We start from the raw sequence: 24,559 nt of genomic DNA on the forward strand, positions 1-24,559 counted from the left end.
ACTCAACTTACGTTAATACCTAATTGACATATCTATTTTTTAGAAAAATAAAAAGAGGGAAATCACGACGAGAACGGGGCAGCACACCGGAGTCCCTATGAGACAATCGGCTCCCCCCTGATCAGCCGCCGTCCGGCGGCATCTCTTGAGCGACATGGATCTGATGAAGCGCGCAGCCGGAACGACAACCGACACCGGCGACACGGCAGTGCCCTCGACAGCTGACTGCCCCTGGGCGCAACTGGACGAGCAAGGCAACGGGCTCGATGTCGACGACTTCCTGACGACGATGCTCAGCCAGTTGGTCAACGCCCTGCGCCGCACCGTGACGCTGCCCTACGCCGAGCAGTTCGCGCTCACGGTGCCCGAGTGGCGACTGCTGGCGCTGCTGGCGCACGCGCGGCAGCTGCCTTTTGCCGAACTGGTGCTGCAATCCACATCGGACAAGGCGCTGGTGAGCCGAACGCTGCGGCTGCTCGAGGGCCGCGGGCTGGTGAAGCTGGATGCCGAGGGCAACACGCCGCGCAAGAAGCTGATCTGCAGCATCACGCCGGAAGGCCTGGCGCTGCATGAGCAAGTGATGCCGCTGGCCAGGAAGGGCCAGGCGGAGGTGATCCGGCTGCTGGAGCCGGAGGAGCGCCGCGCGATGTACCAGGCGCTGAGGAAGCTGCACGGCCTGTGCGTGACGCCGGGGCGCGGCGACGCGGGCGGGGGCGAGGGCGAGGGCAAATAAGCACGCACGAGAACGAACAAAGCCCGTGGCAGCTGGCGCTGCCACGGGCTTCATGCCGTGCGCCGCGGATCAGGCCTCGAGTTGCTCGAGCACCTTGCCCTTGGTCTCGATGCCAAGGAAATGGATGGTCAGCGCCGCCACGAACGGCACCGTGGCCAGTGCGTAGAAGGCGGTGCTGAGATTGCCAGAGCCGATCGTGCTGGCCACCAGCGTCGGCGCGAAGATCGCCGCCAGCTTCAGCCACGCCCCCCCAAAGCCGCAGCCCATGGCGCGGATGCTGGTGGGATACAGCTCCGGCGTGTACACGTAGGCCGTGATAAAGCCACTCGCCAGGAAACCGAGCGAGAGCGCGCAGAGCCCGGCCACGACGTACACCGACTCCGCGTGGAACACGCCAGCCAGCGCCAGCGATATCGCGCACAGGATGAACGAGACGTTGATCACCGGCTTGCGCCCCACCTTGTCGACGATCATCGCGCACACCAGCGAGCCGATCACCCCGAGCACCGATGCGCCCGCGGCCAGGTTCAGCGCCAGTTGCAGCGGTGCGTGATACACCGTCTTGTAGATCGTCGGCAACCAGGTCGACAGCCCGTACTGGATGAAGCCGCAGGTCGCCCACAGCATCCACACCGCCAGCGTGCGGCCAATATAGGCCTTGCTCAGCAGATCCCGGACACGCCGGCGCGGGTGCTTGCCGGTCATCGCGTCGTACGCAGACACATCGCCCAGCGGCGCCAGCGGCCCCTTGGCCCGCGACTCGAACACCGCGAGCGCGCGGTCGGCTTCGGCCAGGCGGCCCTTCTCCGCCAGCCAGCGCGGCGACTCGGGAATGGCCCGGCGCAGGATGAAGAACAGGATGACCGGGGCGCCGCCGATGAAGTACATCACTGTCCAGCCGAACCGCGGCACCAGCCACGCGCCGACGGCATTGGAGATCAGCAGGCCGATCGGGAACACCACCTCGTACAGCAGCACAAAGCGCCCGCGCCCGTGGGCACGCGTCACTTCGTTGATATAGGTCGCGGCCACCGGCAATTCGCCGCCCAGGCCAAGGCCCTGCACGATGCGCAGCAGGGCAAAGATCTCGAACGAGGGCGCGAAGCCGCAGGCGATGCTCATCAGCCCGATGATGCCCGCGCTCCAGCCAATCGAGTTGAGACGGCCAAAGCGCTCGGCCAGGGCGGGAAACAGCAGCGCGCCGATCAGTTGCCCGACCGACGGCGCCGCGATCAGGAAGCCGATCTGCCCCGGCGTGAGCGACCACATGGAAATCAGCAGCGGCAGCGTGGCGGCGATGGCGATGACGTCGAAGCCATCGAAGAACGTGGCCAGGCCGATCAGCAGCCGCGCCCTGACATGCATGCCATTGCTGGGCAGGCGCTCGATGCGGGCGATGATCTCGCCCCGGGTGGTTGCCGCGCGGGCGTCCGTGGCGCGCTCGCCACCGCCTGCCGTGATGCTGCTGGATGGGGTCGCCACACCCTCGGCGTTCGCGTTGGCGAACGGGGCCTCTTGTCTCTGGATCAACACGGTGTTTCTCTTCTAAAGTATCCGAGGCAGGCAGCCGCCCCGCGCTGGCGCATTACCGGACTTGCCCGGCAATGGCCACCACCGTTGGCGCCGCGACGGATGCGGCGCGCGGTGGCGCGCTTAGAGGTCCAGGACCAGGCGCTTGCCTTTGCAGCCTGACACGCAAACCATCATGGTCTGGTTCGACTCGCGCTCGCTCTTGCTGAGCACGCCGTCACGGTGTTCGGGAATGCCTTCGAGCACGCGCGTCTCGCACGAGCCGCATACGCCTTCCTTGCAGCTGTGCTCCACCGCAATGCCCGCTTCGAGCAAGGCGTCCAGCAGGGACTTGCCTGCGGGCACTTTCAGCTCGCTACCCGTGCTTGCCAGCGCCACGGTGTACTCGCCGTCCTGCACCGCCGCCACCGACGGGTCGGCGGCGAAGCGTTCGATATGGACTTCGGGATAGCCATGGCCGGCGCAGGCGGCTTCGAAGGCATTCAGCATCGGGCCCGGGCCGCAGCAATAGAAGTGCGTGCTGGCGGCTTGCCCCGCCAGCAGCGCCGGCAGGTCCGGCGGGCTGCCCGCCTCGTCGTCGAAGTGCATGCGCACCGCGTCGCCGTAGGCGGCCAGCTCGTCCGCGAAAGCAGCTTCCTCACGCGAGCGTGCGCAGTAAAGCAACGTGAAGGACCGCCCGAGCTGATGCAACCGGCGCGCCATGCACACGATCGGCGTCACGCCGATGCCGCCGGCCACCAGCACCGTGTGTGCCGCCCCCTCATCCAGCGCGAAGTGGTTGCGCGGCGCCGCCACGGCGAGCGTGCTGCCCACCCGCAGTTGCTCATGCACATAGCGCGAGCCGCCACGGCTTGCGCGGTCGAGCAGCACGCCCACCACGTAGCGGTCGCGCACTTCCGGCGCGCCGCACAGCGAGTAGCTGCGCACCAGGCCATTGCCCAGATGCAGGTCGATATGCGCGCCCGGCGCGTACTCGGGCAACGCATGCCCGTGCGGATCGCGCAGTTCCACGCTGACGATGCCGCGCGCTTCGAAACGCATGGCCTGCACGCGCAGGCTCAGGGATTGGCTGGTACTCATGGCACTTCCTTCGGTTGCTTCGTATTGCTTGTCTTGCTCGTCTTGCTTGCGTTGCTTGCGTTGCTTGTGTTGCCTGTATTGCCACGCCGTGCTCAGCGCTTCTCCGTCAGGAACTTGCCCTGCGGGCCGCCCGCGTTCTTCTGCCGGCGCGTATTGCCATCCAGCCCGCCCTCCACCGCCCATTCGGCGAACATGGTCGGGCCCGGCTCGAAATCGCGCGGCTCCCATTCGGCATCCAGCTGGTCTTCATCGGCGTAGTACTCGATCAGGCCGCCGGCCGGATTCTTGAAGTACCAGAAATACGCCGACGAAATCGGATGCCGGCCCGGGCCAAGCTGCGTATCCCAGCCACCGCGCGACACATGCAGGCCGCCGCCGAACACCTCGTGGATGTCGCGCACGGTAAAGGCGACATGGTTCAGCCCGCTCTTGGCCTGCGGCAGCTGCAGCAGAAACAGGTCGTGGTGGCCGCCGTCCGGCGCGCAGCGCAGGAAGGCGCCACGGCCCGGATAATGGTCCGACGGCACGAAACCCAGCTTCTCGGTGTAGAAGCGCTCGGTCGCCGCCACGTCCTTGACGAAGAACACCACGTGCCCCACCTCGATCGGCGTGGCGCGTTCGTAGATCGGGCTGCGCTGGTTCAGGCGCGGCTTGTCGTTCCACGTGTTCATCGCGGCGCATTCCACGTCGACCTCGCGCTTGCGGGTCAGCTGGAAGCGCACGGCCAGGCCGTTCGGATCCGTGCAGCCTACGCGTTCGCCTTGCTCGCCCCGCACGCCGTGCTCGCCCGTGCTGACGAAGCCCGGCTCGGCGCGGATGGCATCCGCAATCCGGTCCAGCGCCGCTTGCGTGTCCACGCCCCATACCACCTCGCGCAATGTCGGGCCGTCTTCCATTGCCGCTGGCAGTGCCGGGTCGCCGATGCGGCGCACCAGCACGCGGCAGCCGTTCAGCGTCTCGAAATCCAGCCCGGCCGCGTCCTCGCGCACCAGCGTGAGGCCCCAGTCGGCGAAGAAGCGCCGGCAGGCGTCCAGGTCGTCGGCACCGTAGACGATTTCGTCGATGCCCAGAATCGTGTTCATTACCCTCTCCTGCTGTGTCGCTTTTGCAGCGTCCAACGTCGTCGCGCTCACTTAGTTAGCCCACGGCAGCGGTTGTTCATGCATGCCCCAATACACGCTCTTTTGTTCCATGTACTGCAGGATCCCCAGTCGTCCCTTCTCGCGCCCCAGCCCGCTGTCGCGCCAGCCGCCGAACGGCGTCGAGATCGAGAACTGCTTGTACGTATTGATCCACACGTTGCCCGCCTGGACCGCGCGCGCAAAGCGCCATGCACGCTTGTAGTCGCGCGTCCACACGCCGGCCGCCAGCGCGTACACGCTGTCGTTGGCTTGTGCGATCAGATCGTCCTCGTCGTCGAAGGCCATCGCCACCAGCACCGGCCCGAAGATTTCCTCCTGGCAGACGCGGGCGCTGTTATCCAGCCCCTCGATGATGGTCGGCGTGTAGAAGTAGCCGTTCTCGCAGCCCGCCACCGTGGGGCGGATGCCACCCGTGCGCAGTTGGCCGCCTTCGGATACGCCAAGCGCCACATACGATTCGATCGAGTCGCGGTGGCGGTCGCTGATCAGCGGCCCCATCTGGGTGCCCTCGTCGGCCGGATCGCCTACGCGCAGGCGCGCCGCGCCCTCGGCCAGGCGGTCCATGAAAGGCTCATACAAGGAACGTGCCACGAACAGGCGCGAGCCCGCGATGCACGATTCGCCCGAGGAACTGAAGATGCCGTACAGCACGCCGTTGACGGCGTGGTCCAGGTCCGCATCCTCGAACACCATGGTGGGCGACTTGCCGCCCAGCTCCAGCGACACCGGCATCATCTTGTCGGCGGCGATGTGGGCGATATGGCGTCCCGTGGTGGTGCCACCGGTGAAGGACACGCGGCGCACCAGCGGGTGCTTGGTAATGGCGTCACCGATCACCGAGCCCTTGCCCGGCAGCACGCTGACTAGGCCCTTGGGCACGCCGGCTTCCTCGCAGATGGCGGCGAGTTCCAGCGCCATCAGCGGCGTGATCTCGGCGGGCTTGATCACCACCGCGTTGCCGGCGGCCAGCGCGGGCGCCAGCTTCTGTGCCTCGCTGGCGATGGGCGAATTCCACGGCGTGATCGCCGCCACCACGCCCATGGCTTCGTGCACGCTCATGGTGAGGAAATCACCACGCGCGGGCGTGAGCGTCTCCTCCAGGGTTTCGCAGGCCGCCGCGAAGAACTGGAACGTGCCGGCGGCGCTGGCCACCAGCGCGCGCGTCTCGCTGATGGGCTTGCCATTGTCCAGGCGCTGGCGCTGGGCCAGCGGCTCGGCGCGCGCGCGGATCAGGTCGGCCACCCGATGCAGCACGGCTGCACGCTCGTGCGGCTTGCGTTGCGCCCAGCCGCTGGTGAGGAACGCGCGATGCGCGCCCTGCACGGCCTCTTCCACGTCGTCCAGGCTGGCCGCGTTCAGCTCCGCGACGACCTCGCCGGTGGCCGGGTAGCGTGTTGCGTAGCGCTCGCCGCCGCCCAGGCGCCACTGGCCTGCGATACAGATGGGGAGAATCTCTTGCTTCATGATGATTGCCTTGCTGCCTGCTTAAATCGACATGGCGTGGGCACGGTTGCCCAGCGCACGCACCACGCTGAACACCGTCAGCGCCGAAGTCTTGGGGTTCGCCTCCAGCGGCTTGCCGCGCATGGTCAGCTCGAACCCACCGAAGGCGCCGCGCGCTTCCACGTGGTGCACGTTTTCATTCACGCCCGGATCCGCCAGCAGCTTGACCTGCGTGTGGTCCAGCCCGAGGCCGGCCATCGACAGCGTGGCTGCCACGTTGGCGTTCTTCGGGTAGAGCCGCGCCGCTTCGCGGGCGGTGCCTTCGAAGATCACCGTGGATTCGGTCAGCGCGTCGAGGTCGAACAGCGCCTCGGCCGGCGTGTCCTTCCATGCGCCGGGCGGCTTGCGCCCGGTGTAGACCACCGAGTCCAGCCCACCCACGCGCGCTGCCGCCAGTGCGTCGATGGCGCCGATTGCGCCGGAGAGCAGCTGCACCTGCGTGCCGCCACGCCGTGCCGCGGCTTCCAGCCGCTCGGCCAGGCCCGGCTCGGAGAGCGCGCCCACCGACACCACCATGCAGGCGATGCCGCGCTCCAGCGCCGGCACGATGTGCTCTTCCAGCGCATGGTGGCCAGCGCACTCCACCAGCAGGTCAGGCCGTCCGTCCGCCTGGCTCAGGCAGGTGGCAACCCGTGCGTGCGGCGCCAGCGCCGAGACATCGTGGCGCGCCTGGTCCATCTGGGCCTCGGGCACCACCACCACGTCGAAGACCACGTCCGGATCGCTCTTGAGCAGCTCGAGCACACCGCGCCCGATCGCTCCGCATCCCACCATCGACACGTGCAGCATGTTGCGTCTCCCTCAGGCGGTCACAGTGCTGCGTTCGGCCGCGCGTGCGGTCTTCTCAGCCTGCTCGTCGGCTTCCTTGTTGACCGGCGGGCCTGCGAACGCGGTCTTGAAGGTGCCGATGGACAGCATGTCGATCTCGAGCAGGAACGGGCCGGGTTCGATGGTGGCTTCTTCCAGTGCCACACCCACGTCGGCCAGGTTGCTGACGCGGCGATGGCGCAGGGCCAGCGATTGCGACAGTTGCGCGTAGTCCGGCGTATGCAGATCCACGTAGTGGCGCCGTCCGCCGTACTGCGCGTCCTGGATGTTCTTGATCACGCCGTAGCCCTTGTCGTTCATCAGCACGAAGACCACGTCGGCGCGTTCCTGCACGGCGGTAGCCAGTTCACCCAGGTTCAGGATGAAGCCGCCGTCGCCGGCCAGGCAGAACGTCTTCTTGCCGGAAGCCGTCACTGCCGCGCCCACGGCGGCGCCGATGCCCATCGCCAGGCCCTGGCCGATGCCGCCGCCCAGCGCATGCACGCCGGCACGGGAGTCAAAAATGTGCAGCTGGCGATTGCCCCAGGTGCTGTTGGAGACGGTCACGTCGCGCACCCAGTTGAAGTTGCGGCCTACCGCGCCCTGCAGCGCTTCCACCAGTGCCGAGTACGGGCCCAGGCCGTCGATCAGGCCGTTTGTGGCGGTCTCATGCGCGGCGCGCAGGTCGGCGGCGAAATCCGGATCGACCTTCAGCTTGCCTTCCAGGCGGTCGGCCAGGCCTTCGAGTGCGAGGGCTGCATCGCCGCTGGCAAAGTAGTCGCTCTGATAGCAGCGGCCTTCGGCGGATGCATCGGCGTCCACGCGGAACAGCGGGCGCGGCAGCTTCAGTTCGTACTTCAGCGTTTCATTGCCGCGCAAGCGCGAGCCCACCACCAGCATGGCGTCGCAGGTTTGATAGAACTGCTCGACTGGCTTGTGCAGGTTGAAGGCACCCAGCGAGCGAGGATCGTCTTCGGCCACGATGCCGCGGCCTTGCGTGCTGGTGACAACACCAAAGCCCAGCGCCAGCAGACGCTTGACCTGCGCGCCGGCGTGGCGTGCGCCGCCACCCAGCCACAGCAGCGGGCGCTTTGCCTTGGACAGGCGTTCGGCGAGTTCGTCCAGCGCATGGGCCGAAGGCACGTGGGTGGGAACCGCCAGCGGACGCAGGTCGGTCGGCATCGGGATCAGCGCGGCCTGGATGTCGATGGGGATTTCCACGCTGACGGGGCCGCTCGGCGCGGTCAGCGCGGTTTGCACGGCGAGCTTGATGGTGCTCAGCGCGGTATCGGCGCTGCGGATGCGGAACGCGGCCTTGGAGATGGCCTTCAGCATGGTCAGCTGGTCCGGCGCCTCATGGATGTAGGCCAGGCTCTGGTCCAGGTACGGCGTTTCGATCTGGCCGGTCAGGTGCAGCAGCGGCGTGCCGGCGGTCAGTGCTTCGACCATGGCGCCGGCGGCGTTGCCCGCGGCAGTGCCGGTGCTGGTCAGGCACACGCCCAGGCCACCGGTGGTGCGGGCGCAGGCGTCGGCCATATTGGTGCCGCCGGCTTCGCCGCGCGCGGGCACGAAGCGGATCTTGCCGCGCTCGCCCATCGCGTCGAGGATGGGCATGTTGTGGATCGAGATCACGCCGAACGCTGCCTTGACGCCGCATTGTTCGAGGAAGGCGGCGATGGCGTAGCCCACCGTGACTTGTTGCTGTTCGTTACGCATGACGGGAAAGTCCTCCGGAAATATCGATATGGCTGCCCGTGGTGTACGAAGACAACGGCGAGGCAAGGAACAGGATCGCGCGGGCGGCTTCCTGCGGCAGGCCAAGACGGCCAAGTTGAATATGTTTTTGCTGCGCCAGGCGCGCGGTCCACGTGGCCCAGTCGAGGTCGCGCTCGGCTTGCGGGCGCGCGTCGAAGCGGCGGCGCCACTGGCCCGACTCGACCAGGCCGAGCAGGATGCCGTTGACGCGGATGCCCTTGGGGGCGAACTCGGTTGCCAGCGAGCGCACCAGGTTATGCACGCCGGCACGCGCCGCCGACGTTGCCACCATATGCGGCTCGGGTTGCACGGCCAGCAGCGAGTTCACGCAGACGATGGCACCGCTGTCCGAGCGCTCCAGCTGCGCAAGGAACGCACGCGTGGCATGGATCACCGAGAAGAACTTGAGCTGCAGCTCTTCGAGCCAAGCCGCGTCCTCGGTGTTCGCGAACGTGGAGACGCGGCCCTGCCCTGCGTTATTGACCAGCATGTCGGCCGGACCGAGCGCGGCCTCGCTGGCGGCGGCAAAAGCGGCCACCTGCGCGGGATCCAGCACGTCGCAGGCAGCGGCGTACAGGCGGGCATCGGGGAAGCGTGCGCGCAGATGGCTTTCCGCCTCGCGCAGCCGCGCTTCGTTGCGGCCGCACAGCGCCACGGCGGCGCGCGATTCCAGCAGTTGTTCGACGGTGGCCAGGCCGATGCCCGAGGATCCACCCGTGACGACGGCAACCTTGCCGTCGAGTTCAATCATGGACATCGTCCTCACTCCCGATACAGGTTGACCACCTTGCCGTGCTCGCGCGGGCGGTAGTCCAGCAGGCGAGACAGCTCGCCCGCGGTGTCTCTGACTTTCTCTTCCATCATGTCCAGTTGCTCCGGATCGATGCGCGAGGCCGGGATGGTCACGCCCAGCGCCGCCACCACCTTGCAGGTACGATCCCGCACCGGTGCCGCGATGGTCGAGATGCTGGCCTCAAAGAACGCTTCCTGCAGCACCACGCCGCGCTCGCGGTCGCGCTGCACCATCTCGAACAGGGCTTCGACAGTACGCGGCGTGCTGGGCGTGAACACTTCCAGCTGCGGCTCCGGATAGAGCTGGCGCAACTCGGCCAGCGTCAGGTCTTCGAGCAGCACGCGTCCGAGCACGGTGGCGTGCGCCGGCAGGCGGGTCCCCACGGTGACAGAACTGCTGAACGGCGTGGGCGCCACCGACTTGGCCACATAGACGATCGAGCGGCCGTCACGCACCACCAGGTTGCACGGGTAATGGATATCGTCGCGCAGGCGATCCAGCAGCGGGCGTCCCAGCTCGGTGAGTTCCAGCGAAGCCAGGTACTCGAAGCCCAGGCGCAGCACCGCCATGCCGAGGCGGTAATCGCGGCCGCCGTCGGTGCGTTCGACAAAGCCCATCATCTCCAGCGTGGCCAGCAGCCGGAACACCGTGGAGCGAGGCACCTTGAGCCGGCGCGCCAGTTCGGCCGCCGACAAGGTGCGGTCGCGGCGGCTGAACTCGGCCAGCAGGCGCAGGCCCCGTTCCAGCCCGGGCACGATGTACTTGTCCTGGATGTCTTCCGACAGGCGTTCTTGAGTCATGAGATGGCTTGTGTTTCAACTGGGCCGGCACCCGGATTGGCGCGCCGGCCGCGCGCAATTCAGCGCTTGACCTTGGTGAGCGGATGCTCGGGCGGGTACGTCGGCGTGATCGGCTTCTTGGCGCCGAGCATCACGCACATCAGCGCGTCTTCCTCGCCGATGTTGATTTCCTCGCGGTACACACCGGGGGGCACCGAGACCAGGTCGCGGTCGGTCAGGATGGTTTCGAAACGCTCGCCGTCCTTTTCCAGGATCAGCTTGATCTTGCCGCGCATGACGAAGAAGACTTCTTCCACGTCCGTGTGCAGGTGCGACGGGCCTTCGTGGCCGGCCGGGATGATCATGGTCGAGAAGGTGAAATTCTCGGACGGCACGGTATTGGTGTCGGTGGCCACGCCGGTGCCGCCGGTGCCGAGGTAGCGCATCTGCGCACGGCGGTACTTGGGGTCGTAGTCAGCCTGGAACTTCAGCGCGTCCCAGTCGTAGCGGCGGGTGGAGAAGCGCGCGACGCGGCTCTCCATCCACTGGTCGAAGGACGCGCCGGACGGCTGCTCCCAGGAACGCTTGATGTTGTCTTGTTGGGAAAGATCGCTCATTTGGATTCCTTCTAGCTCAGTGCATGACGAAGCCGCCGTTGACGGCCAGCGTCTGGCCCGTCACGAAGCGGGACAGGTCGGAAAGGGCGAACAGCACGGCCCCGGAGACATCCTCGGGTAACTGCTCGCGGGAAATCGCGCGTTGCTCGCGATAGAGGTCGCGCCGCTTCTGGGGCACGTATTCGGTTGCCTCCACCAGGGTCAGCCCCGGTGCGATGGCATTGACGGTGATCTGGTCGTCGCCCAGCTCGCGCGCCAGCGAACGGGTCATGCCGATGATGGCGCTTTTGCTGGCCACGTAGGCCAGCAGGTTGGGCGCGCCCCACAGCGGCGTGTCGGACGCCAGGTTGACGATGGCGCCGCGCCCCGAGGCGCGCAGCGCCGGCAGGCAGGCGGTGGTCATCAGCCAGGTGCCGCGCACGTTGATGTTCATCACGCGGTTCCAGGTGGCGATGTCGATGGCGCTGGCGTCGCGGCCGCCGGAGTCGGTCACCGCGGCGTTGTTGACCAGCCCGTCCAGGCCGCCGAGCCCGGCTGCGGCAGCGGTGGCGCAGGCGCTCACCGATTCGGGGTCGCCCAGGTCGAGCACGAACGGCAGCACCTTCAGCCCGCGGGCCTGCAGCGCAGCGGCTTGCTCAACCAAACGGTCCGCAAGGATGTCGGCCATGGCGACCGCGCCGCCGGCTTCGGCAATCGCGGTGGCAAAGGCCAGGCCAAGCCCGCGCGCCGCGCCGGTCACCAGCACGCGCCGGCCAGCCAGCAGGTTATGGCGATCGATCTCAGGCATGGCTCGCCACCCCGCCAACCGGCTTCAACATGGCAACGGGCTCGTCTGCGACTTCCTGGTCGGCACGGCGGCGCAGCAGGCGGCGCACGCGGGTGATGCCGACATCGTGCTGGTACAGCGTTTCATGCTCGCGCGCGTTCGGCGCCATCATTTCCAGCACCACGCGGTCTTGCTCCAGCACGTCCCAGTGCAGGCCCTCCAGGCGGTTGCGGTACAGGAAGCGCCAGACATCGCGCTCCCAGCCCTGCACGTGACGGGTGCGCCAGAAGAACACCATGCAGTGCTCCTCATCCACCGGCGTAGCGATGCCGACGATGCCGAAGGGACCGCCGGGGCCCACCTTGGCGCGATACGGAATGGCCAGGCGCAGCCACATCGTGCCGGTTTCGCCGAATTCCACCCAGTCGAAGTTCACGCCGCGCTGGCCGGTCTTCTCGAACACCAGGCCGGTGTCGGTCTCGCGCACGGCCATCACAGCCTGCTTTTCGCCGCTGGCCATCGAGTGCGACACCGCGTGCAGGTAGGCGCCGTGCATCGGGTCCATGACGTTGTCGATGGCGTAGCGGTAGTTGCAGTCCCAGTGCGCCACGCACAGGAAATTGGTGTGCTCGTCGCTTTCCAGTTCTTCCGGCAAGCGCAGCGCATCGGCTTGCCCGGGAGCGCGCTCACCGAACCACAGGAAGATGGCGCCCGCCTTTTCCTGCACGGGGTAGCTGCGCACGCAGGTCTTGCCCTCGAGCGGGCAGCTGTCCACCGCCGGCACGCTCTTGACCTGGCCATCGCCGCCCACTTCCACACCGTGGTACCAGCAGGCCACGCGGTCGCCAAGGTTCCAGCCCATCGACAGGCGCGCGCCGCGGTGCGGGCAGCGATCTTCCAGCGCGTGCACCTGGCCTTCGCCATCGCGCCACAGCACGATGTTCTGGCCCAGGCGCGTAATGCCGACCGGTGCATGCGTGACCGCCCACGCGGCCGATACCGGATACCAATAGTTGTGCAGGCCGGTGTTCAGGCGCGCCTCAGCACGCGCTTGCTTGTTCGATTCCATTGTTTGCTCTCTTGCGGGTACCGGATCGGATCGCTCTGTCGAGGGGCGCCTGATTGCACTGCCCTTCGTGACGCAATCGCTTTGATGTTCTTGAACTGCGTGGTGCCTCGTTCAGGCGCCCAGGCGACGCATTTCGGCGAGGAAACGCGCTTTGGTCCAGGCCTGGCCATCCGCGCCCAGCAATCCCGCCTGGTTGAACGAACGCACGATGTCTTCCGGGCTTTTCGCACCGGCTTCGAAGGCGGCCTCCAGCGCGTCGCCCAGCGCGTCTTCGTAGGCGGTGGGCATGGCGGCGCGGGTCTGCCACACGATGTTGGCCACCTTGCCGGGCTGCTCGATGTAGCCCTTGCCGGCGACGTTGTTTGGAGCCGGACGCTCCCAGGGCGCCAGATTCGGGTTGTATGCGAGGTTTTCCATTGCGCTACTCCTTTCCCTAATTGCCAACCGGCTAACCGAGCGTTTTGTTTCACCTATAAAACGCTGATTTAAATATTGAACACAGACATCACTATAGACAACGAAACTTCAAAAATTGACTGGGGTTTACCCTTTTGAGTTACCAATGCCACGAGAACGTGGCACGGCATCGGCGCGGCAGCCTGAGGCGGGGGGATACGAAGGAAGAGGATGAGGAAGGGGAAGGCTAAGCCGTGGCAAGCCCATGGCGAATCCAGCGCGCGACCCGGCTGGCCTGTTCCACATAGCAGGCATGCCCGGCATCCGGGATCAGCTCGAACGGCAGGGCAAAGCGCTCCGCCAGCGCCGCGCACCCGGGCGGCGGCGTCACGACGTCCAGCGCGCCGCAGCCGACCCGCACACTGATGCCCTGCCCCCGGCGGCCAAGGTAGTCGTCAATGACATCGCCGCACAGCATCGCCACCGCCTGCCGGTAACCGTCCGGATCCAGCCGGCGCATATTCCAGCGCACCCAGGCTTGCATATCGGCGCTGGCCGCGGCGCTCAGCAAGCGGCCGGGGCCCCGCTCGGCCAGGCCTTCCACGCCCACGGCCGCCAGCGCTTCGAGCCGCTGGCGCGCCACGTCCCTTGCCTTGTCCTCCTTGCCGGGGCCGCCGTATCCCTGCGCCGGGCTAAGCAGCAGCAACTGCGCGGGCAGCAGCGCCGGGCTAGCCTCGGCCACATAGGCGGCCGCCATCAGCGCGCCGAGCGAGTGCCCCACGATCACATCGGGCCGTACATCCAGGGCGCGCATCAGGTCCTGCAAGCGCAGCGCGTAGTCGGCAGCCTTGGGCGCCGCGATGGGCAGGGCCTGCGAATTGCCATAGCCGGGCGCGTCCCACGCAATCACGCGCGCGTGCGCCGCCAGCAGGCTTGCGCACGAGAGCCAGGAGGCCGCGCCGGAACTGATGCCATGCAGCAGCACCACCACCGGCCCGTGGCTGCCGCCGCACCGGTAAGCGAGCGGCGCGCCGTCGCGGCCGGCGGCTATGCGCCGCTCGCTGAAGCCGCTATCGAGTGCGCGGAGCAACGCTTCCGCCGGCTGGAGAGGCTGCACCGGATTATTTTGTTCCATATATGAAACCATAGTTTGCAAATAAAACTTAAGAAATATAGACCGCCTGAATCCGGAAATTGATCCGGGTTAACCCCCTCCAAAAATAATTCATCAGGCGCGGCTCTCCGCCGGCGTTGAAGCGCCCGCAAATCCCTTTTTTGGCGCGACGGCCTTGCACAGCCTTGCATACCAATACGGGAGCGGCTCCCCGGCTTGGCGGCTGCGCCCCCGCTCTCCTCGCTGTTGCGCAGCATGGTGCGCAACAGCGCCGTTCTGGTGCAGGCCGCTCGTCGCGTCTGTGCATCACTAGGGATTACCCACCCATGTGTTTCCCGAAATGACCAGCTATATTTTGCTCATTGTTTCTTATGTAATCTGATGTTTTACCTATAAAACAAAAAAGCGGGAAAGTGCTCCTGGCAGCAGGCATAGACCCAGCTCGACGATGGCCTGACGAAGCGCTGCAACGCCAACCAACCGACACGGCGGAAAAGCAAAAGGAAAAGGAAGAGGAAACGAACAATGAAACCTGGACGGATTGCACTGGCTGCCCTTGCAGCCGCAGTACCCATGCTGGCCTCGGCCCAATCGACGGTGACGCTGTATGGCGTCGTCGATACCGGCATCGAGTATGTGAACAATGTTGGCGCGGCGAAGGACAACGTGGCCCGCGTGAACACCCTGACGGGCACGGTGCCTTCGCGCTGGGGCATCCGCGGCACGGAGGATCTCGGCGGCGGGCTCAAGAGCCTGTTTGTGCTCGAATCCGGATTCGCCCCCGATTCCGGCACCTCCAACCAGGGCGCTCGCCTGTTCGGCCGGCAGGCCTTGGTGGGACTCTCCGGCCCCTGGGGCCAGGTCGCCCTGGGCCGCCAGTACACCATGCTGTTCTGGGCCACGCTGGACCCGGACATCCTCGGCCCCAACGTGTACGGCTCGGGCTCGCTCGACAGCTATCTGCCGAACGCGCGCGCCGACAACGCTGTTTCCTACAAGGGCACGTTTGGCGGCTTCACGGTGGGTGCCACCTATAGCTTTGGCCGCGACACGGTGAACGCCGGCCCTAGCCCGGCCGGCACCAACTGCGCGGGCGAGAATGCGGCTGACAGCAAGCAATGCCGTGAATGGTCGGCCCTGCTCCAGTACGACAACAAGTGGTGGGGCGTGGCCGCGGCCTATGACTCGCTGCGTGGCGGGCCTGGCGCGTTTGGCGGCCTGACCAAGAGCAGCCTGACGGACAACCGGCTCTCGCTCAATGGCTACGTGCTGCTGTCCAAGACCAAGATGGGCCTGGGCGTGATCCGCCGCGACAATGACGGCAGCCCCACGCCGCGCAGCGACCTCTGGTATGCGGGCCTGGCCTATGACATCACGCCGGCGTTCACGCTGGCCGGCCAGGTCTACTACCTCAAGTACCACAACAGCGACAACAAGGCGCTGCTGTACGCGCTGCGTGGCACCTACGCCTTCTCCAAACGCACCTCCGTGTACGCCACGGCTGGCTTCATCGACAACGGCGGCCAACTCGCCCTGTCGGTCAGCGGCGCCCAGGCGGGTTCCAACCCGAGGCCCGGCGGCAACCAGCTGGGCACGATGATCGGCATCAAGCACACGTTCTAAGCGCCGGCGCGTCGCTGCGCGGCACTGGCTGGCATGCGCGCGCAACGCGCCGCATGCCAGCACGAAGTCAATCTAGAGGCGTTTCCCCATGAAGCTCGCAACTCGCATTCTGTTTGCTGCCGTCGCGGCCACGACTGCCATGATGGCAGGCGGCGCCGGGGCGCAGGCCTACCCCACCAAACCGATCACGCTGGTCGTTGCCTACCCGGCCGGCGGCGACACCGACGTGCTGGCCCGCCTGCTCGCCGAAAAGCTCTCGGCGCGCCTGCGCCAGTCCGTGGTGGTCGAGAACCGCACCGGCGCGGCCGGCACCATCGGCAGTTCGTACGTCGCCAAATCCGCCGCCGATGGCTACACCTTGCTGGTCGCGCCCAACACCGTTGCGATCGCGCCGCTGGTGCTCAAGAACGGCACGGGCGCCAGCTACGACGTGCGTGGCGATTTCACGCCGGTGGCCCAGCTTGGCGTGCAGTCGCTGTTCGTGGTGGTCAACAAAGGCACGGGCATCACCAAGCTGCCCGAGCTGGTCGCGCGCGCCAAGGCGGGCACGGTGCGGACCTACGCCTCGCCCGGCAACGGATCGCCCATGCACATCCTTGGCGAGCTGTTCAACAAGGCCGCGGGCGTGAACATCGCGCAGGTGCCGTATCGCGGCTCCGCGCCGGCAGTGGTCGACGTGCTCGGCGGGCAAGTGCCCATGACGTACTCCACGCTGGGCGCGGTGACGCAGTACATCGGGACGGGTGCCATCGTGCCGCTGGCCGTCGCGGACATGAAGCGCTCGCCGTTCGCGCCGAATGTGCCGACGCTCGCGGAGCTGGGCTACAAGGATGTGGAGGTGGGCGCGTGGCAAGCGCTGCTGGCACCGAAGGGACTGCCGCCGGAGCTGGTGAAAACGCTGAATACGCACGTCAACGACATCCTGAAGATGCCTGACGTGGTGGCACGCATGGCAACCATCGCCATCACGCCGGTCGGTGGCGAGCCCGCTACGCTGAGCAAGCTGATCGCGTCGGACTCGACACGCTACGCCAGGATCGTCAAGGAGTTCGGCATCCAGGCCGATTGATGGATCGACGCTGAGCCTGTGCAAGGCGGCGGCGTCCGGTTTCCCCGCGGAAACCGGACGCCGTTTGCTTTCCGGCGCAGCCTAGCGCTGCCCGAAACTCGCATCGATGAACAGGTCCTTGTACTCGCGCGGCTGCGAGCGCCAGTATTGCTTCGGCGCATGCACCTGCGCGCCAAGCTTGGCCGCCGCATGCCACGCCCAACGCGGATCGTAGAGCATGGCGCGCGCCAGCGACACCGCATCGGCTTCGCCGTTGGCAATGATGGCTTCCGCCTGCTCGGGCTCGGTGATGAGCCCCACCGCGATGGTCGGCAAGCCCACCTCCGCCTTGACCCGCTGCGCGTAGGGCACCTGATAGCCCGGCCCCAGCTTGATCGCCTGCGCCGGCGAAACGCCGCCGGTGGTCACATGGATGGCCGCGCAGCCGCGTGCCTTGAGCGCGTTCGACAGCGCGATCGTGCCATCGATATCCCACCCGCCGGGCACCCAGTCGGTGGCCGAGATGCGAGCCCAGACCGGCTTGTCCGCGGGAAATGCCGCGCGCACTGCGTCGAACACCTCGATCGGGAACCGCATACGGTTCTCCAGGCTGCCGCCGTATTCGTCATCGCGCTTGTTCGCCAGCGGCGACAGGAACTGATGCAGCAGGTAGCCATGCGCCATGTGGAGCTCGATGCCATCGAGCCCGAGGCGGGCCGCGCGCTTGGCCGCGGCAACGAAATCATCCCGCACCTTGTCCATGCCCGCGCGGTCGAGCGCCAGCGGCGCATCCTCGCCCTCGGCGTGCGGCACGGCGGATGGCGCCAGTGTCTTCCAGCCCAGCGGCTGGTCCGGCCGGATCTGGCTGCCGCCTTCCCAGGGTGCGTGGCTCGATGCCTTGCGCCCGGCATGCGCCAGCTGTATCGCCAGCGCGATCGGCGAATGGGTCCTGGCAGCCTTGATGACCTTGCCGAGCGCCGCCTCGTTTGCATCCGAGTACAGGCCGAGATCCCCCGGCGTGATGCGCCCCTCCGGCGACACAGCCGAGGCTTCGATGATCAGCATCGCAGCGCCCGACAGCGCGAGCTGGCCGAGGTGGATCATGTGCCAGTCGGCGGCCGAGCCCTCCTCGCCCGAGTACTGGCACATGGGCGCGATCACGATGCGGTTTTCCAGCCGTAGATTGCCAATCGAAAAGGGTTGGAACAACTGACTTTCACTCATGGGGGAGACTCCTTGCTGTCTGTGGCGCCGGCTTGCGGCATGCATGGCGTTTCATTCTAGAACGCCTGGTTTGATTGCGTTGCCGCGCCATTTCAGTGCGCAGCCACCGCGAGCGGCGCGCGCCGCGTGACGAGATCGGCGACCAGCGCCAGGCCCAGTGCCGTGGCGCCGCACAGGAAGATCAGCGCGTAGTTGTTGCGGGACAGCGTGAACAGGTACGAGTAGCCGTAGCCGCCAAGCGCCTGGAACAGCGCGAAGGCGGTGGTGGCGCGGCTCCACGCGGCGCGCTGCTCGGCATGGTCGTGCGGCACCATCTCGTGGATGCGCCCAAGCACGAGCGGCACGATGCCGGGCGTGAACAGGCCCAGGACCACGGTGGCAACGCCGACCAGCACCGGGCTGCCCGACAATGCGAGCGTGCCCACGGCAATCGCCTGCGACAGCAACGCAAGGCGATAGGCCGGGCCAAAGCCTATGCGGTCGGCCACGTTGCCGCACACCAGAGGGCCGGCGATGGCAGCGACACCATACAAGACCCAGTAGCCGGCGCCGATCTCCGCGCCTTGGCCAAGCCCGCGCGCCACGTAGTCGACCAGCAGCACCATGGCCGGCACAAGGCCCAGCGCGTTCGCGGCGTATTGCCCGTACAACACGCGCATGGCTGTGCCCTCGCGCCGAGCCGGCCTTGCGCTCACGCTGGCCGCCGGTGCCACCGGTGCCGCCGGTGCGGCGCCCGGCCAACCGAACCAGCTCACGGCGGTGAGGATGGCCGCGAACACGCCCAGGCCGATCCAGGTGTCCTTCAAACCCAGGCGCAGCAACTCCGGAATGATGGTGCCCGAGGCGGCGATGCCCAGCCCGAGCCCCAGGAAGATCATGCCGCTGGCAAAGCCGCGCCGGGCGGCCGGGATATGCGGCAGGATCGTGGTGGCGACCAGCACCATGATGGCGCCGCCGGACACGCCGGAAGCAAAGCGCCAGACAAAGAACCAGCTCACCGACAACGGATACGCGCAGGCAAAGAACGCGGCGGTGGCGATCACCATCAGCGCACGCAGCGCATTGCGGTTCGACAGCGCCGTGGCGATCGGACGGCCCAGCAGCGCGCCGGCCAGGTAGCCTGCGAAGTTTGCCGCGCCCAGCGTCACCGCCTGCGACGACGTGAACCAGTGCGCCTGGATCAGCGGCGGAATCAGCGGCGTATAGGCGAAGCGCGCCAGGCCGATGGCCACCAGGCTGGCGCACAACCCGGCCAGTGTGGCGAACAACGCGCGGGCATCGAGTGTCGATGCCGCGGGACCGGGGACGGTGGCTGTGTGCTCGGACATGATGGATTCCTGCGGATACGGCGTGTGTTTGTTGCGCTCATGCGGGCTCATGCCGCGCGCGCTCCGGCGGGCAGCGGCGGCAGGCCCAGCAGGCTAAGCGCCGGGGCAACGGCCCCCGTCAGCAACGCCCGTTCCGGCCTGACCCGGGCCAGCACGCGCACGCCGAGCAGCACCGCCAGCAGATGCGCAGCCGCATCCGCCGCCGGCATGGCCGCGGGAATCTCGCCGCTCGCCTGCCCCGCTGCCATGCAGCGCTGGAAAAAATCCTGGATCTGGGCGAGCTCGTCGGCGATGCCTTTCCGGCAGGCTTCGTCGCCGGGCGTGGACTCCACCGCGGCATTGACCAGCATGCAGCCGCGGTGCCGCACGTCCGCGACCGAGCGCTCGACGATCTCGCCAAAGAACGCTGCAATGGCATGCGCGGGCGATTGCGAAGATTCCAGCCGGCCGATGCGCTCGCGCAGGGTACGGTCGAGGTAGTGCTCCAGCGCCCGCAGGAACAACCCGCGCTTGTCGCCGAAGGCGTTGTACAGGCTGGGCTGCGTCAAGCCCGTGCACTTCACGAGATCGCGGGTGGAGGTGGCCTCGAAGCCATTCGCCCAGAATGCGTCTCCCGCTGCCTCCAGCACCTGCTGCTCATCGAATTCGCGTGGTCGCGCCATGGTGGCTCCGGCTTGCCTGACTCGGGTTGGTTGGGGTGGATACATTTTGTATCACACGATATAGAACGCATTATATATCGGTCGATATAGAACACAAGGCGAGAATGCGGGCAAGCGCGGGCAACGCAGATGGCCGCCCGGCTGGACGGCCTGCATGCCGTGATGAACAAGGGGGAGCGGCGCGGGCACCGGGAAGCGCCGGTGCCGCGCAAGTGGGCAAGTGGACAGGACGCCCCGCCGTTGCAGCGGGGCGGGCGACGATCAGCCCTGGCTGGCGGCCACCAGCTGCGGCCTGGACTGGCCGCCCGTGACCTCGCCGATCGCGGCGAGCACGTCCGCGATCTCCGGCACCACGCCACGCGCGCCAACGGAGACGGACTGCCCGGGCGTATTAATGCCGAAGTGCTGGCTGTCGGTGACCGTAAACAGCATTACCGACGGCTTGCCCAGCGCATCCGCCAGATGCACGAAGCCGGTATCGGTGCCAACCACGAGCGCGGCGGCATCGACCCGTTGCGCGCATTCGGTGATGGTCATGCGCGGCAGCACCTCGGCACCGGGGATCTCCGCTGCCAGGGCTTCGGATTGCTGGCGCTCCGCGGGCGAGCCCCAGGGCAACTGGATCCGGTAGCCGCGCTCGGTGAGCGTGCGGCCGACCGAGATCCAGCGCTGCGCAGGCCATTTCTTGGCCTCGACGGAGGTCGCGTGGAACAGCATCGCGCGCGGCACGCCATCGGCATTGAGCGGCACCGCGGGCGCGGGCACACGCAGCGCGTAATGCTCAACGGGATCCAGCGGATAGCCAAGCGCATTGGCCACCACCATGCGCATCTTGTGGCGCGCGGTAGCGTCGCCATGCGGCCCGAAGATCTGCGTGTAGGCAAACACGGCGCGCGCCTCGCCAAGGTACTCGGCGGCGTAGCCCAGGCGCCGGCTGCAGCGCGCCAGCCAGGCCACGATGGCGCTCTTGTACACGCCGTGCACATCCACCACCACATCGTACTTCTCGCGGCGCAGGGCCCACAGCGCGCCGATGATGGCACGCAGGTCGGCCCAGCTGCGGGATTTCTTGAAGCCGCGCAGCGGCGGCGCGATCACGCGATCCACGCCCACGGCCCAGCGCGGAATATCGGCACACGACGCATCGGCCACCCAGTCGATCTTGGCCTCGGGATAGGCGCGCCGCAGGTCGGACACCAACGGCAACGTGTGCACCATATCGCCCAGAGAGGTGATCTTGATGAGGAGAATGCGTTTCATGGAAATGGAAAATCGGGTTGCGGACGGATCTCGCCGGCTGGCAGCGAGGCCGTAGTATGCACCAGCCCCAAGGGCGACGCACCAATTTGCAAGCCCCGCGACGGCCCCGCATGGGGTTCGCGCGGCACCCGGCGCAAGCCAGCGGCGTGCCGCGTTTTCCGTTTTCCTTCAGGCCCAGGCGCCCGGGCCAGCCACCACGGTGGCAAAGCGGTCATGCAGCGCGGCCAGCGAGTGACGGTGGATCTCCGCCGCCGACAGCGGCGCGCCGCCCAGCGGGTCGGGCAGATCGCGCGTAGCGCAGGCCGATGCCAGCACGGTGCTGCGATAGCCATGATCGAGCGCGGAGCGCACCGTGGCGCTGATGCACATATGCGTCTGGAAGCCCGCCACGATCAGTTCCTTGCGCCCGAGCTTGTCCAGCATGGCGGCCAGCGTGGTGCCGGCAAAGCTGTTGGGCAGGCCCTTGACCACGGTATGCTCGCCGCCAAGCGGCTCCAGGCCTTGGATGATGGCCGCATATGGGCCCTCGGGATCGAAGGCGCCGCCGCTGCCGGCCCGCCCGTGATGCACCACGTGCACCACCGGGCTGCCATGCCGGCGCGCCAGCGCCAGGAGTTCGCCGCAGGCCGCGATGGCGCCGGGCATGCCCACCAGCGGGAGCTTGCCGTCGACATACTCGCGCTGGTGGTCGATCAGCACCAGCGTGGCGGCCTCCCACGCTGAAGGAAGACGGCTGGCGCCGGCGAGGTCGAGCAGGGTAAAGGGTGTGGTCATCATGGCTCCTTTTCTTTTGCTTGTGCGTCAGGTGTCGGAAACGGCGTGGGGATACACGGGCAGGCGCCGCGAGGGCGACTACCATGCAAGCGATGATAAGCCGCGCTATGCTGTTCGCCAATTCTCAACTGGCTCACATCCATTGTGCAAAAACGTTCACTCCACTGGGACGACCTGCTCACCCTGTCCACGTTGATCCGCACCGGCAACTACTCGGCCTGCGCCCGTGAGCTCGAGGTCACGCACGCGACAGCGATCCGCCGCATCCGGCGCCTGGAGACAGCGCTCGGCAAGCCCGTGGCAACACGCACCGATGGCGCGTTCGCGCTCTCGGCGGCCGGCCGCTCGGCGCTGGCCGCGGCGCAGCAGATGGAGGGTTCGGCGCAGCGCTTGCTGCGCGAAGTGGAGGACACCGGCAGCGGCGTCTCCGGCGTGGTCAGCATCGCCTGCACCGCCGCGCTCGGCAGCCACTTCCTGACACCACGCATGTTCGGGCTCTATCGCGCGCACCCGCAACTCGAGGTCAGGCTGGAAACGGACAACCGCATCGCCAGCCTCGCGCGGCGCCGCGCCCACATCGCGGTGCGGCTGGCGCGGCCGCAGGAAAGCGATGCCATCGCGCAGCGCGCGGGCAGCATGGGCTTTGGCCTGTATGCGCCGGGGCGGCCCGCCAACGCCGGCCCGTGGCGCGAGCAGGATCTCGACGGCGCGCCATTGTGCGGCCTGCTGGACGAAGGCCTGGCGTTGCCGGAATCGGAATGGACGCGCACGCTGGCGGCACGCACGGGGTTCCAGTCGAACAACCTGCTGGCAGTGCGCGAGGCCATTCGCAACGGCTTGGGCATCGGCCTGCTGCCGCACTACCTGGCGCGGGACGATGCCCGGCTCGCGCTGGTGCGCGAGGTGCCGGAGGTGGTGCGGGAGATCTGGCTGGCATATCCGCAGGAGTTTCGCGGCGCTTCCCGGTTCCGGCCCGTGATCGACTGGCTGGCCGGGGAACTGCGGCAATGCCCGTGAGCCCACGGAAGCGGTTGAAAACGCGGGGGCAGGCAGTATAGTTGCCTGAAGCATGCCCGCCCCCACGGGCTCGCGCACGGTGCTGTCGGCAGGCCGTCACCGGCCACCGATGGCACGGGGAGCTTCGCCATGGATCGGAAGTCACCGGCAACGCTGGACGCAGGCGCACTCGGGCTGGGCGAATCCGTCGTCATGGGCGTGGCGGGCACGGCGCCCGCCTTCAGCCTGGCGGCCACCACCGCCACCCTGGTCGCGACGGTGGGAGGCCTGGCGCCGGCCAGCCTGCTGTATTGCGGCCTGATCATGTTCGGCGTGACGCTGTCCTACCAGCAACTGAACCGGCTGCAGCCCAGCGCGGGCGCCTGCTACACCTGGGTCTGCGAGATCTTCCATCCGGCGCTCGGCTTTTTCGCGGGCTGGACGCTGTTGGTAGCGTCGGCGGTATTCATGGTATCCGGCACCATTCCGGCCGCCACCGCCACCCTGCTCCTGTTCGATCCGGCCCTGGCGGAGCGCCCGCCCGTGGTGACCCTGGTCGCCGCAGGCTGGCTGCTGGCGGTTAGCGTGATCGTGGTCAAGGGGGTCAAGCTGACCAGCTACACCCAGGTGGCGATGACGCTGGTCGAGGTCGGGGTGCTGGCGGCGATCGTGCTCGCTGCCGTGCTGCGCGCGCCGCTGCCGCTTGCCCACCCGCTCTCGCTGGCGATGCTGTCGCCATTTGGGTTTACCCCGCAGCTGTTTGCCAATGGGGCACTGGTGGCGTTGTTCTTCTTCTGGGGCTGGGACGTGACGGCGAACCTGACCGAGGAAACGCGCGATCCGGCGCATGTGCCCGGGCGCGGCGCATTGATGGCGATGGTCATCGTGCTGGCACTGTTCATGACCTTCGTCATCGCCAGCCAGGCCGTGCTGAGCGACCAGGAGATCCGCCAAGCCGGCACCAACGTCGTATTTGCGCTCGCCGCGCGGCTGTTCCCGCGGCCGTGGGACTACCTGGCCGTGCTGGCCGTCATGCTCAGCACCGTGGGCACGCTGGAAACCTCGATCCTCCAGTTCACCCGCACGCTCTACGCCAAAGGCCGCGATGGCCTGCTGCACCCGCGCTATGCGGAGTTGCACCACACCTGGCGCACGCCGTGGGTGGCCACCGCGGTGATCGCATCGTTCGGCTTGCTGCTGCTGGCGCTGTCCGCGCGCTTCAACAGCGTGGGCCAGATCATCCAGGACTCGGTCAATGCCATCGGCTTCCAGGTGGCGTTCTACTACGGCCTAGCCGGCTTCGCCTGTGCCTGGCACTGCCGGCGCGGTGCCGCCCGCGCACCCGGCAGGTTGTTGCTGCTAGTGCTTTGGCCCGCTTGCAGCGCGGCGTTCCTGTGGTTCATCGGGCTGTACAGCATTCCCAGCTTCGACCCGGCCACGCGCGTGGTGGCCCTGGGCGGCATCGCGGTTGGCGCGGTGCCGCTCTGGCTCAACCGGCGCCGGCGGCTCGCCGCGCGCGGAGCGCTCAGGGCCCCGGGCCCGTGACATGCGCGGGGCCGC

At 67.4% G+C, this 24,559-nt stretch carries 23 protein-coding genes; 5 read left to right on the forward strand and 18 right to left on the reverse strand.

The annotated features are described in order from the left end of the window. Nucleotides 1-154: 154 nt before the first annotated feature. Nucleotides 155-733, forward strand: a complete 579-nt coding sequence (locus ACX12D_RS12560; protein WP_459371362.1) for a MarR family winged helix-turn-helix transcriptional regulator — start codon at nucleotides 155-157, stop codon at nucleotides 731-733. A gap of 69 nt (nucleotides 734-802) precedes the next feature. On the opposite strand, the gene ACX12D_RS12565 is transcribed toward ACX12D_RS12560, so the two are convergent. The 13 genes from ACX12D_RS12565 to ACX12D_RS12625 all read right to left on the reverse strand — a co-directional run bounded on the left by ACX12D_RS12565 (nucleotide 803) and on the right by ACX12D_RS12625 (nucleotide 14,105). After that, nucleotides 803-2,098, reverse strand: a complete 1,296-nt coding sequence (locus ACX12D_RS12565; RefSeq protein ID WP_459374011.1) for an MFS transporter — start codon at nucleotides 2,096-2,098, stop codon at nucleotides 803-805. A 288-nt stretch (nucleotides 2,099-2,386) separates the two neighbouring features. Next, nucleotides 2,387-3,343, reverse strand: coding sequence for a PDR/VanB family oxidoreductase (locus ACX12D_RS12570; protein ID WP_459371363.1), 957 nt, complete (start codon nucleotides 3,341-3,343; stop codon nucleotides 2,387-2,389). 92 nt (nucleotides 3,344-3,435) lie between these two features. Beyond that, entirely contained in the window at nucleotides 3,436-4,425 is a 990-nt protein-coding gene (locus tag ACX12D_RS12575; RefSeq protein ID WP_459371364.1) for a VOC family protein, read from the reverse strand. 51 nt (nucleotides 4,426-4,476) lie between these two features. Further along, nucleotides 4,477-5,949, reverse strand: coding sequence for an aldehyde dehydrogenase (locus ACX12D_RS12580; RefSeq protein WP_441636973.1), 1,473 nt, complete (start codon nucleotides 5,947-5,949; stop codon nucleotides 4,477-4,479). Nucleotides 5,950-5,970: 21 nt separating this feature from the next. Next, complete coding sequence (locus ACX12D_RS12585) at nucleotides 5,971-6,777, reverse strand: aspartate dehydrogenase (RefSeq protein ID WP_459371366.1); 807 nt, start codon at nucleotides 6,775-6,777, stop codon at nucleotides 5,971-5,973. 12 nt (nucleotides 6,778-6,789) lie between these two features. After that, a complete protein-coding gene (locus ACX12D_RS12590) occupies nucleotides 6,790-8,511 on the reverse strand; it encodes a thiamine pyrophosphate-binding protein (protein WP_459371367.1) in 1,722 nt (573 codons plus the stop codon). Next, nucleotides 8,504-9,307: an SDR family oxidoreductase gene (locus tag ACX12D_RS12595; protein ID WP_459371368.1), complete on the reverse strand. Its 804-nt coding sequence runs from the start codon at nucleotides 9,305-9,307 to the stop codon at nucleotides 8,504-8,506. Before ACX12D_RS12595 ends, ACX12D_RS12590 begins: the two co-directional genes overlap by 8 nt. 5 nt (nucleotides 9,308-9,312) lie before the next feature. After that, nucleotides 9,313-10,143, reverse strand: coding sequence for an IclR family transcriptional regulator (locus ACX12D_RS12600; protein ID WP_459371370.1), 831 nt, complete (start codon nucleotides 10,141-10,143; stop codon nucleotides 9,313-9,315). A 59-nt stretch (nucleotides 10,144-10,202) separates the two neighbouring features. Beyond that, nucleotides 10,203-10,739: a cupin domain-containing protein gene (locus ACX12D_RS12605; RefSeq protein ID WP_006157660.1), complete on the reverse strand. Its 537-nt coding sequence runs from the start codon at nucleotides 10,737-10,739 to the stop codon at nucleotides 10,203-10,205. A gap of 16 nt (nucleotides 10,740-10,755) precedes the next feature. Then, nucleotides 10,756-11,526, reverse strand: a complete 771-nt coding sequence (locus ACX12D_RS12610) for an SDR family oxidoreductase (protein WP_459371371.1) — start codon at nucleotides 11,524-11,526, stop codon at nucleotides 10,756-10,758. Beyond that, nucleotides 11,519-12,574, reverse strand: a complete 1,056-nt coding sequence (locus tag ACX12D_RS12615; RefSeq protein ID WP_459371372.1) for a Rieske 2Fe-2S domain-containing protein — start codon at nucleotides 12,572-12,574, stop codon at nucleotides 11,519-11,521. Before ACX12D_RS12615 ends, ACX12D_RS12610 begins: the two co-directional genes overlap by 8 nt. Nucleotides 12,575-12,685: 111 nt before the next feature. After that, the gene (locus ACX12D_RS12620; protein ID WP_459371373.1) at nucleotides 12,686-12,991 is read right to left on the reverse strand and encodes a recombinase-like helix-turn-helix domain-containing protein; all 306 of its coding nucleotides are present in this window, start codon (nucleotides 12,989-12,991) and stop codon (nucleotides 12,686-12,688) included. A 226-nt stretch (nucleotides 12,992-13,217) separates the two neighbouring features. Beyond that, a complete protein-coding gene (locus ACX12D_RS12625) occupies nucleotides 13,218-14,105 on the reverse strand; it encodes an alpha/beta fold hydrolase (RefSeq protein ID WP_459371374.1) in 888 nt (295 codons plus the stop codon). Nucleotides 14,106-14,609: 504 nt separating this feature from the next. On the opposite strand from ACX12D_RS12625, the gene ACX12D_RS12630 reads away from it, so the two are divergent. Continuing rightward, nucleotides 14,610-15,707, forward strand: a complete 1,098-nt coding sequence (locus ACX12D_RS12630) for a porin (protein ID WP_459371375.1) — start codon at nucleotides 14,610-14,612, stop codon at nucleotides 15,705-15,707. 88 nt (nucleotides 15,708-15,795) lie between these two features. Continuing rightward, nucleotides 15,796-16,776: a Bug family tripartite tricarboxylate transporter substrate binding protein gene (locus ACX12D_RS12635; RefSeq protein WP_459371377.1), complete on the forward strand. Its 981-nt coding sequence runs from the start codon at nucleotides 15,796-15,798 to the stop codon at nucleotides 16,774-16,776. 81 nt (nucleotides 16,777-16,857) lie between these two features. Here ACX12D_RS12635 and ACX12D_RS12640 read toward each other — a convergent pair whose 3' ends face one another. The 5 genes from ACX12D_RS12640 to ACX12D_RS12660 form a co-directional block, all read right to left on the reverse strand. Further along, complete coding sequence (locus ACX12D_RS12640) at nucleotides 16,858-17,979, reverse strand: NADH:flavin oxidoreductase/NADH oxidase (protein WP_459371378.1); 1,122 nt, start codon at nucleotides 17,977-17,979, stop codon at nucleotides 16,858-16,860. A 92-nt stretch (nucleotides 17,980-18,071) separates the two neighbouring features. After that, entirely contained in the window at nucleotides 18,072-19,307 is a 1,236-nt protein-coding gene (locus tag ACX12D_RS12645; RefSeq protein ID WP_459371379.1) for a YbfB/YjiJ family MFS transporter, read from the reverse strand. Nucleotides 19,308-19,354: 47 nt separating this feature from the next. Further along, on the reverse strand, nucleotides 19,355-19,969 hold the full coding sequence (locus ACX12D_RS12650; protein ID WP_459371380.1) for a TetR/AcrR family transcriptional regulator: 615 nt from the start codon (nucleotides 19,967-19,969) through the stop codon (nucleotides 19,355-19,357). 261 nt (nucleotides 19,970-20,230) lie between these two features. After that, the gene (waaC, locus tag ACX12D_RS12655) at nucleotides 20,231-21,229 is read right to left on the reverse strand and encodes a lipopolysaccharide heptosyltransferase I (protein ID WP_459371381.1); all 999 of its coding nucleotides are present in this window, start codon (nucleotides 21,227-21,229) and stop codon (nucleotides 20,231-20,233) included. A gap of 168 nt (nucleotides 21,230-21,397) precedes the next feature. Further along, the gene (locus ACX12D_RS12660) at nucleotides 21,398-22,003 is read right to left on the reverse strand and encodes a cysteine hydrolase family protein (RefSeq protein WP_459374012.1); all 606 of its coding nucleotides are present in this window, start codon (nucleotides 22,001-22,003) and stop codon (nucleotides 21,398-21,400) included. Between the two features lie 144 nt (nucleotides 22,004-22,147). On the opposite strand from ACX12D_RS12660, the gene ACX12D_RS12665 reads away from it, so the two are divergent. Together ACX12D_RS12665 and ACX12D_RS12670 are read left to right on the forward strand one after the other, a co-directional pair. Then, entirely contained in the window at nucleotides 22,148-23,020 is an 873-nt protein-coding gene (locus ACX12D_RS12665) for a LysR family transcriptional regulator (RefSeq protein WP_459371382.1), read from the forward strand. 129 nt (nucleotides 23,021-23,149) lie between these two features. Beyond that, complete coding sequence (locus ACX12D_RS12670; protein WP_459371383.1) at nucleotides 23,150-24,544, forward strand: APC family permease; 1,395 nt, start codon at nucleotides 23,150-23,152, stop codon at nucleotides 24,542-24,544. The last annotated feature ends 15 nt before the right edge of the window (nucleotides 24,545-24,559 follow it).

This window comes from Cupriavidus sp. PET2-C1, assembly GCF_054515855.1.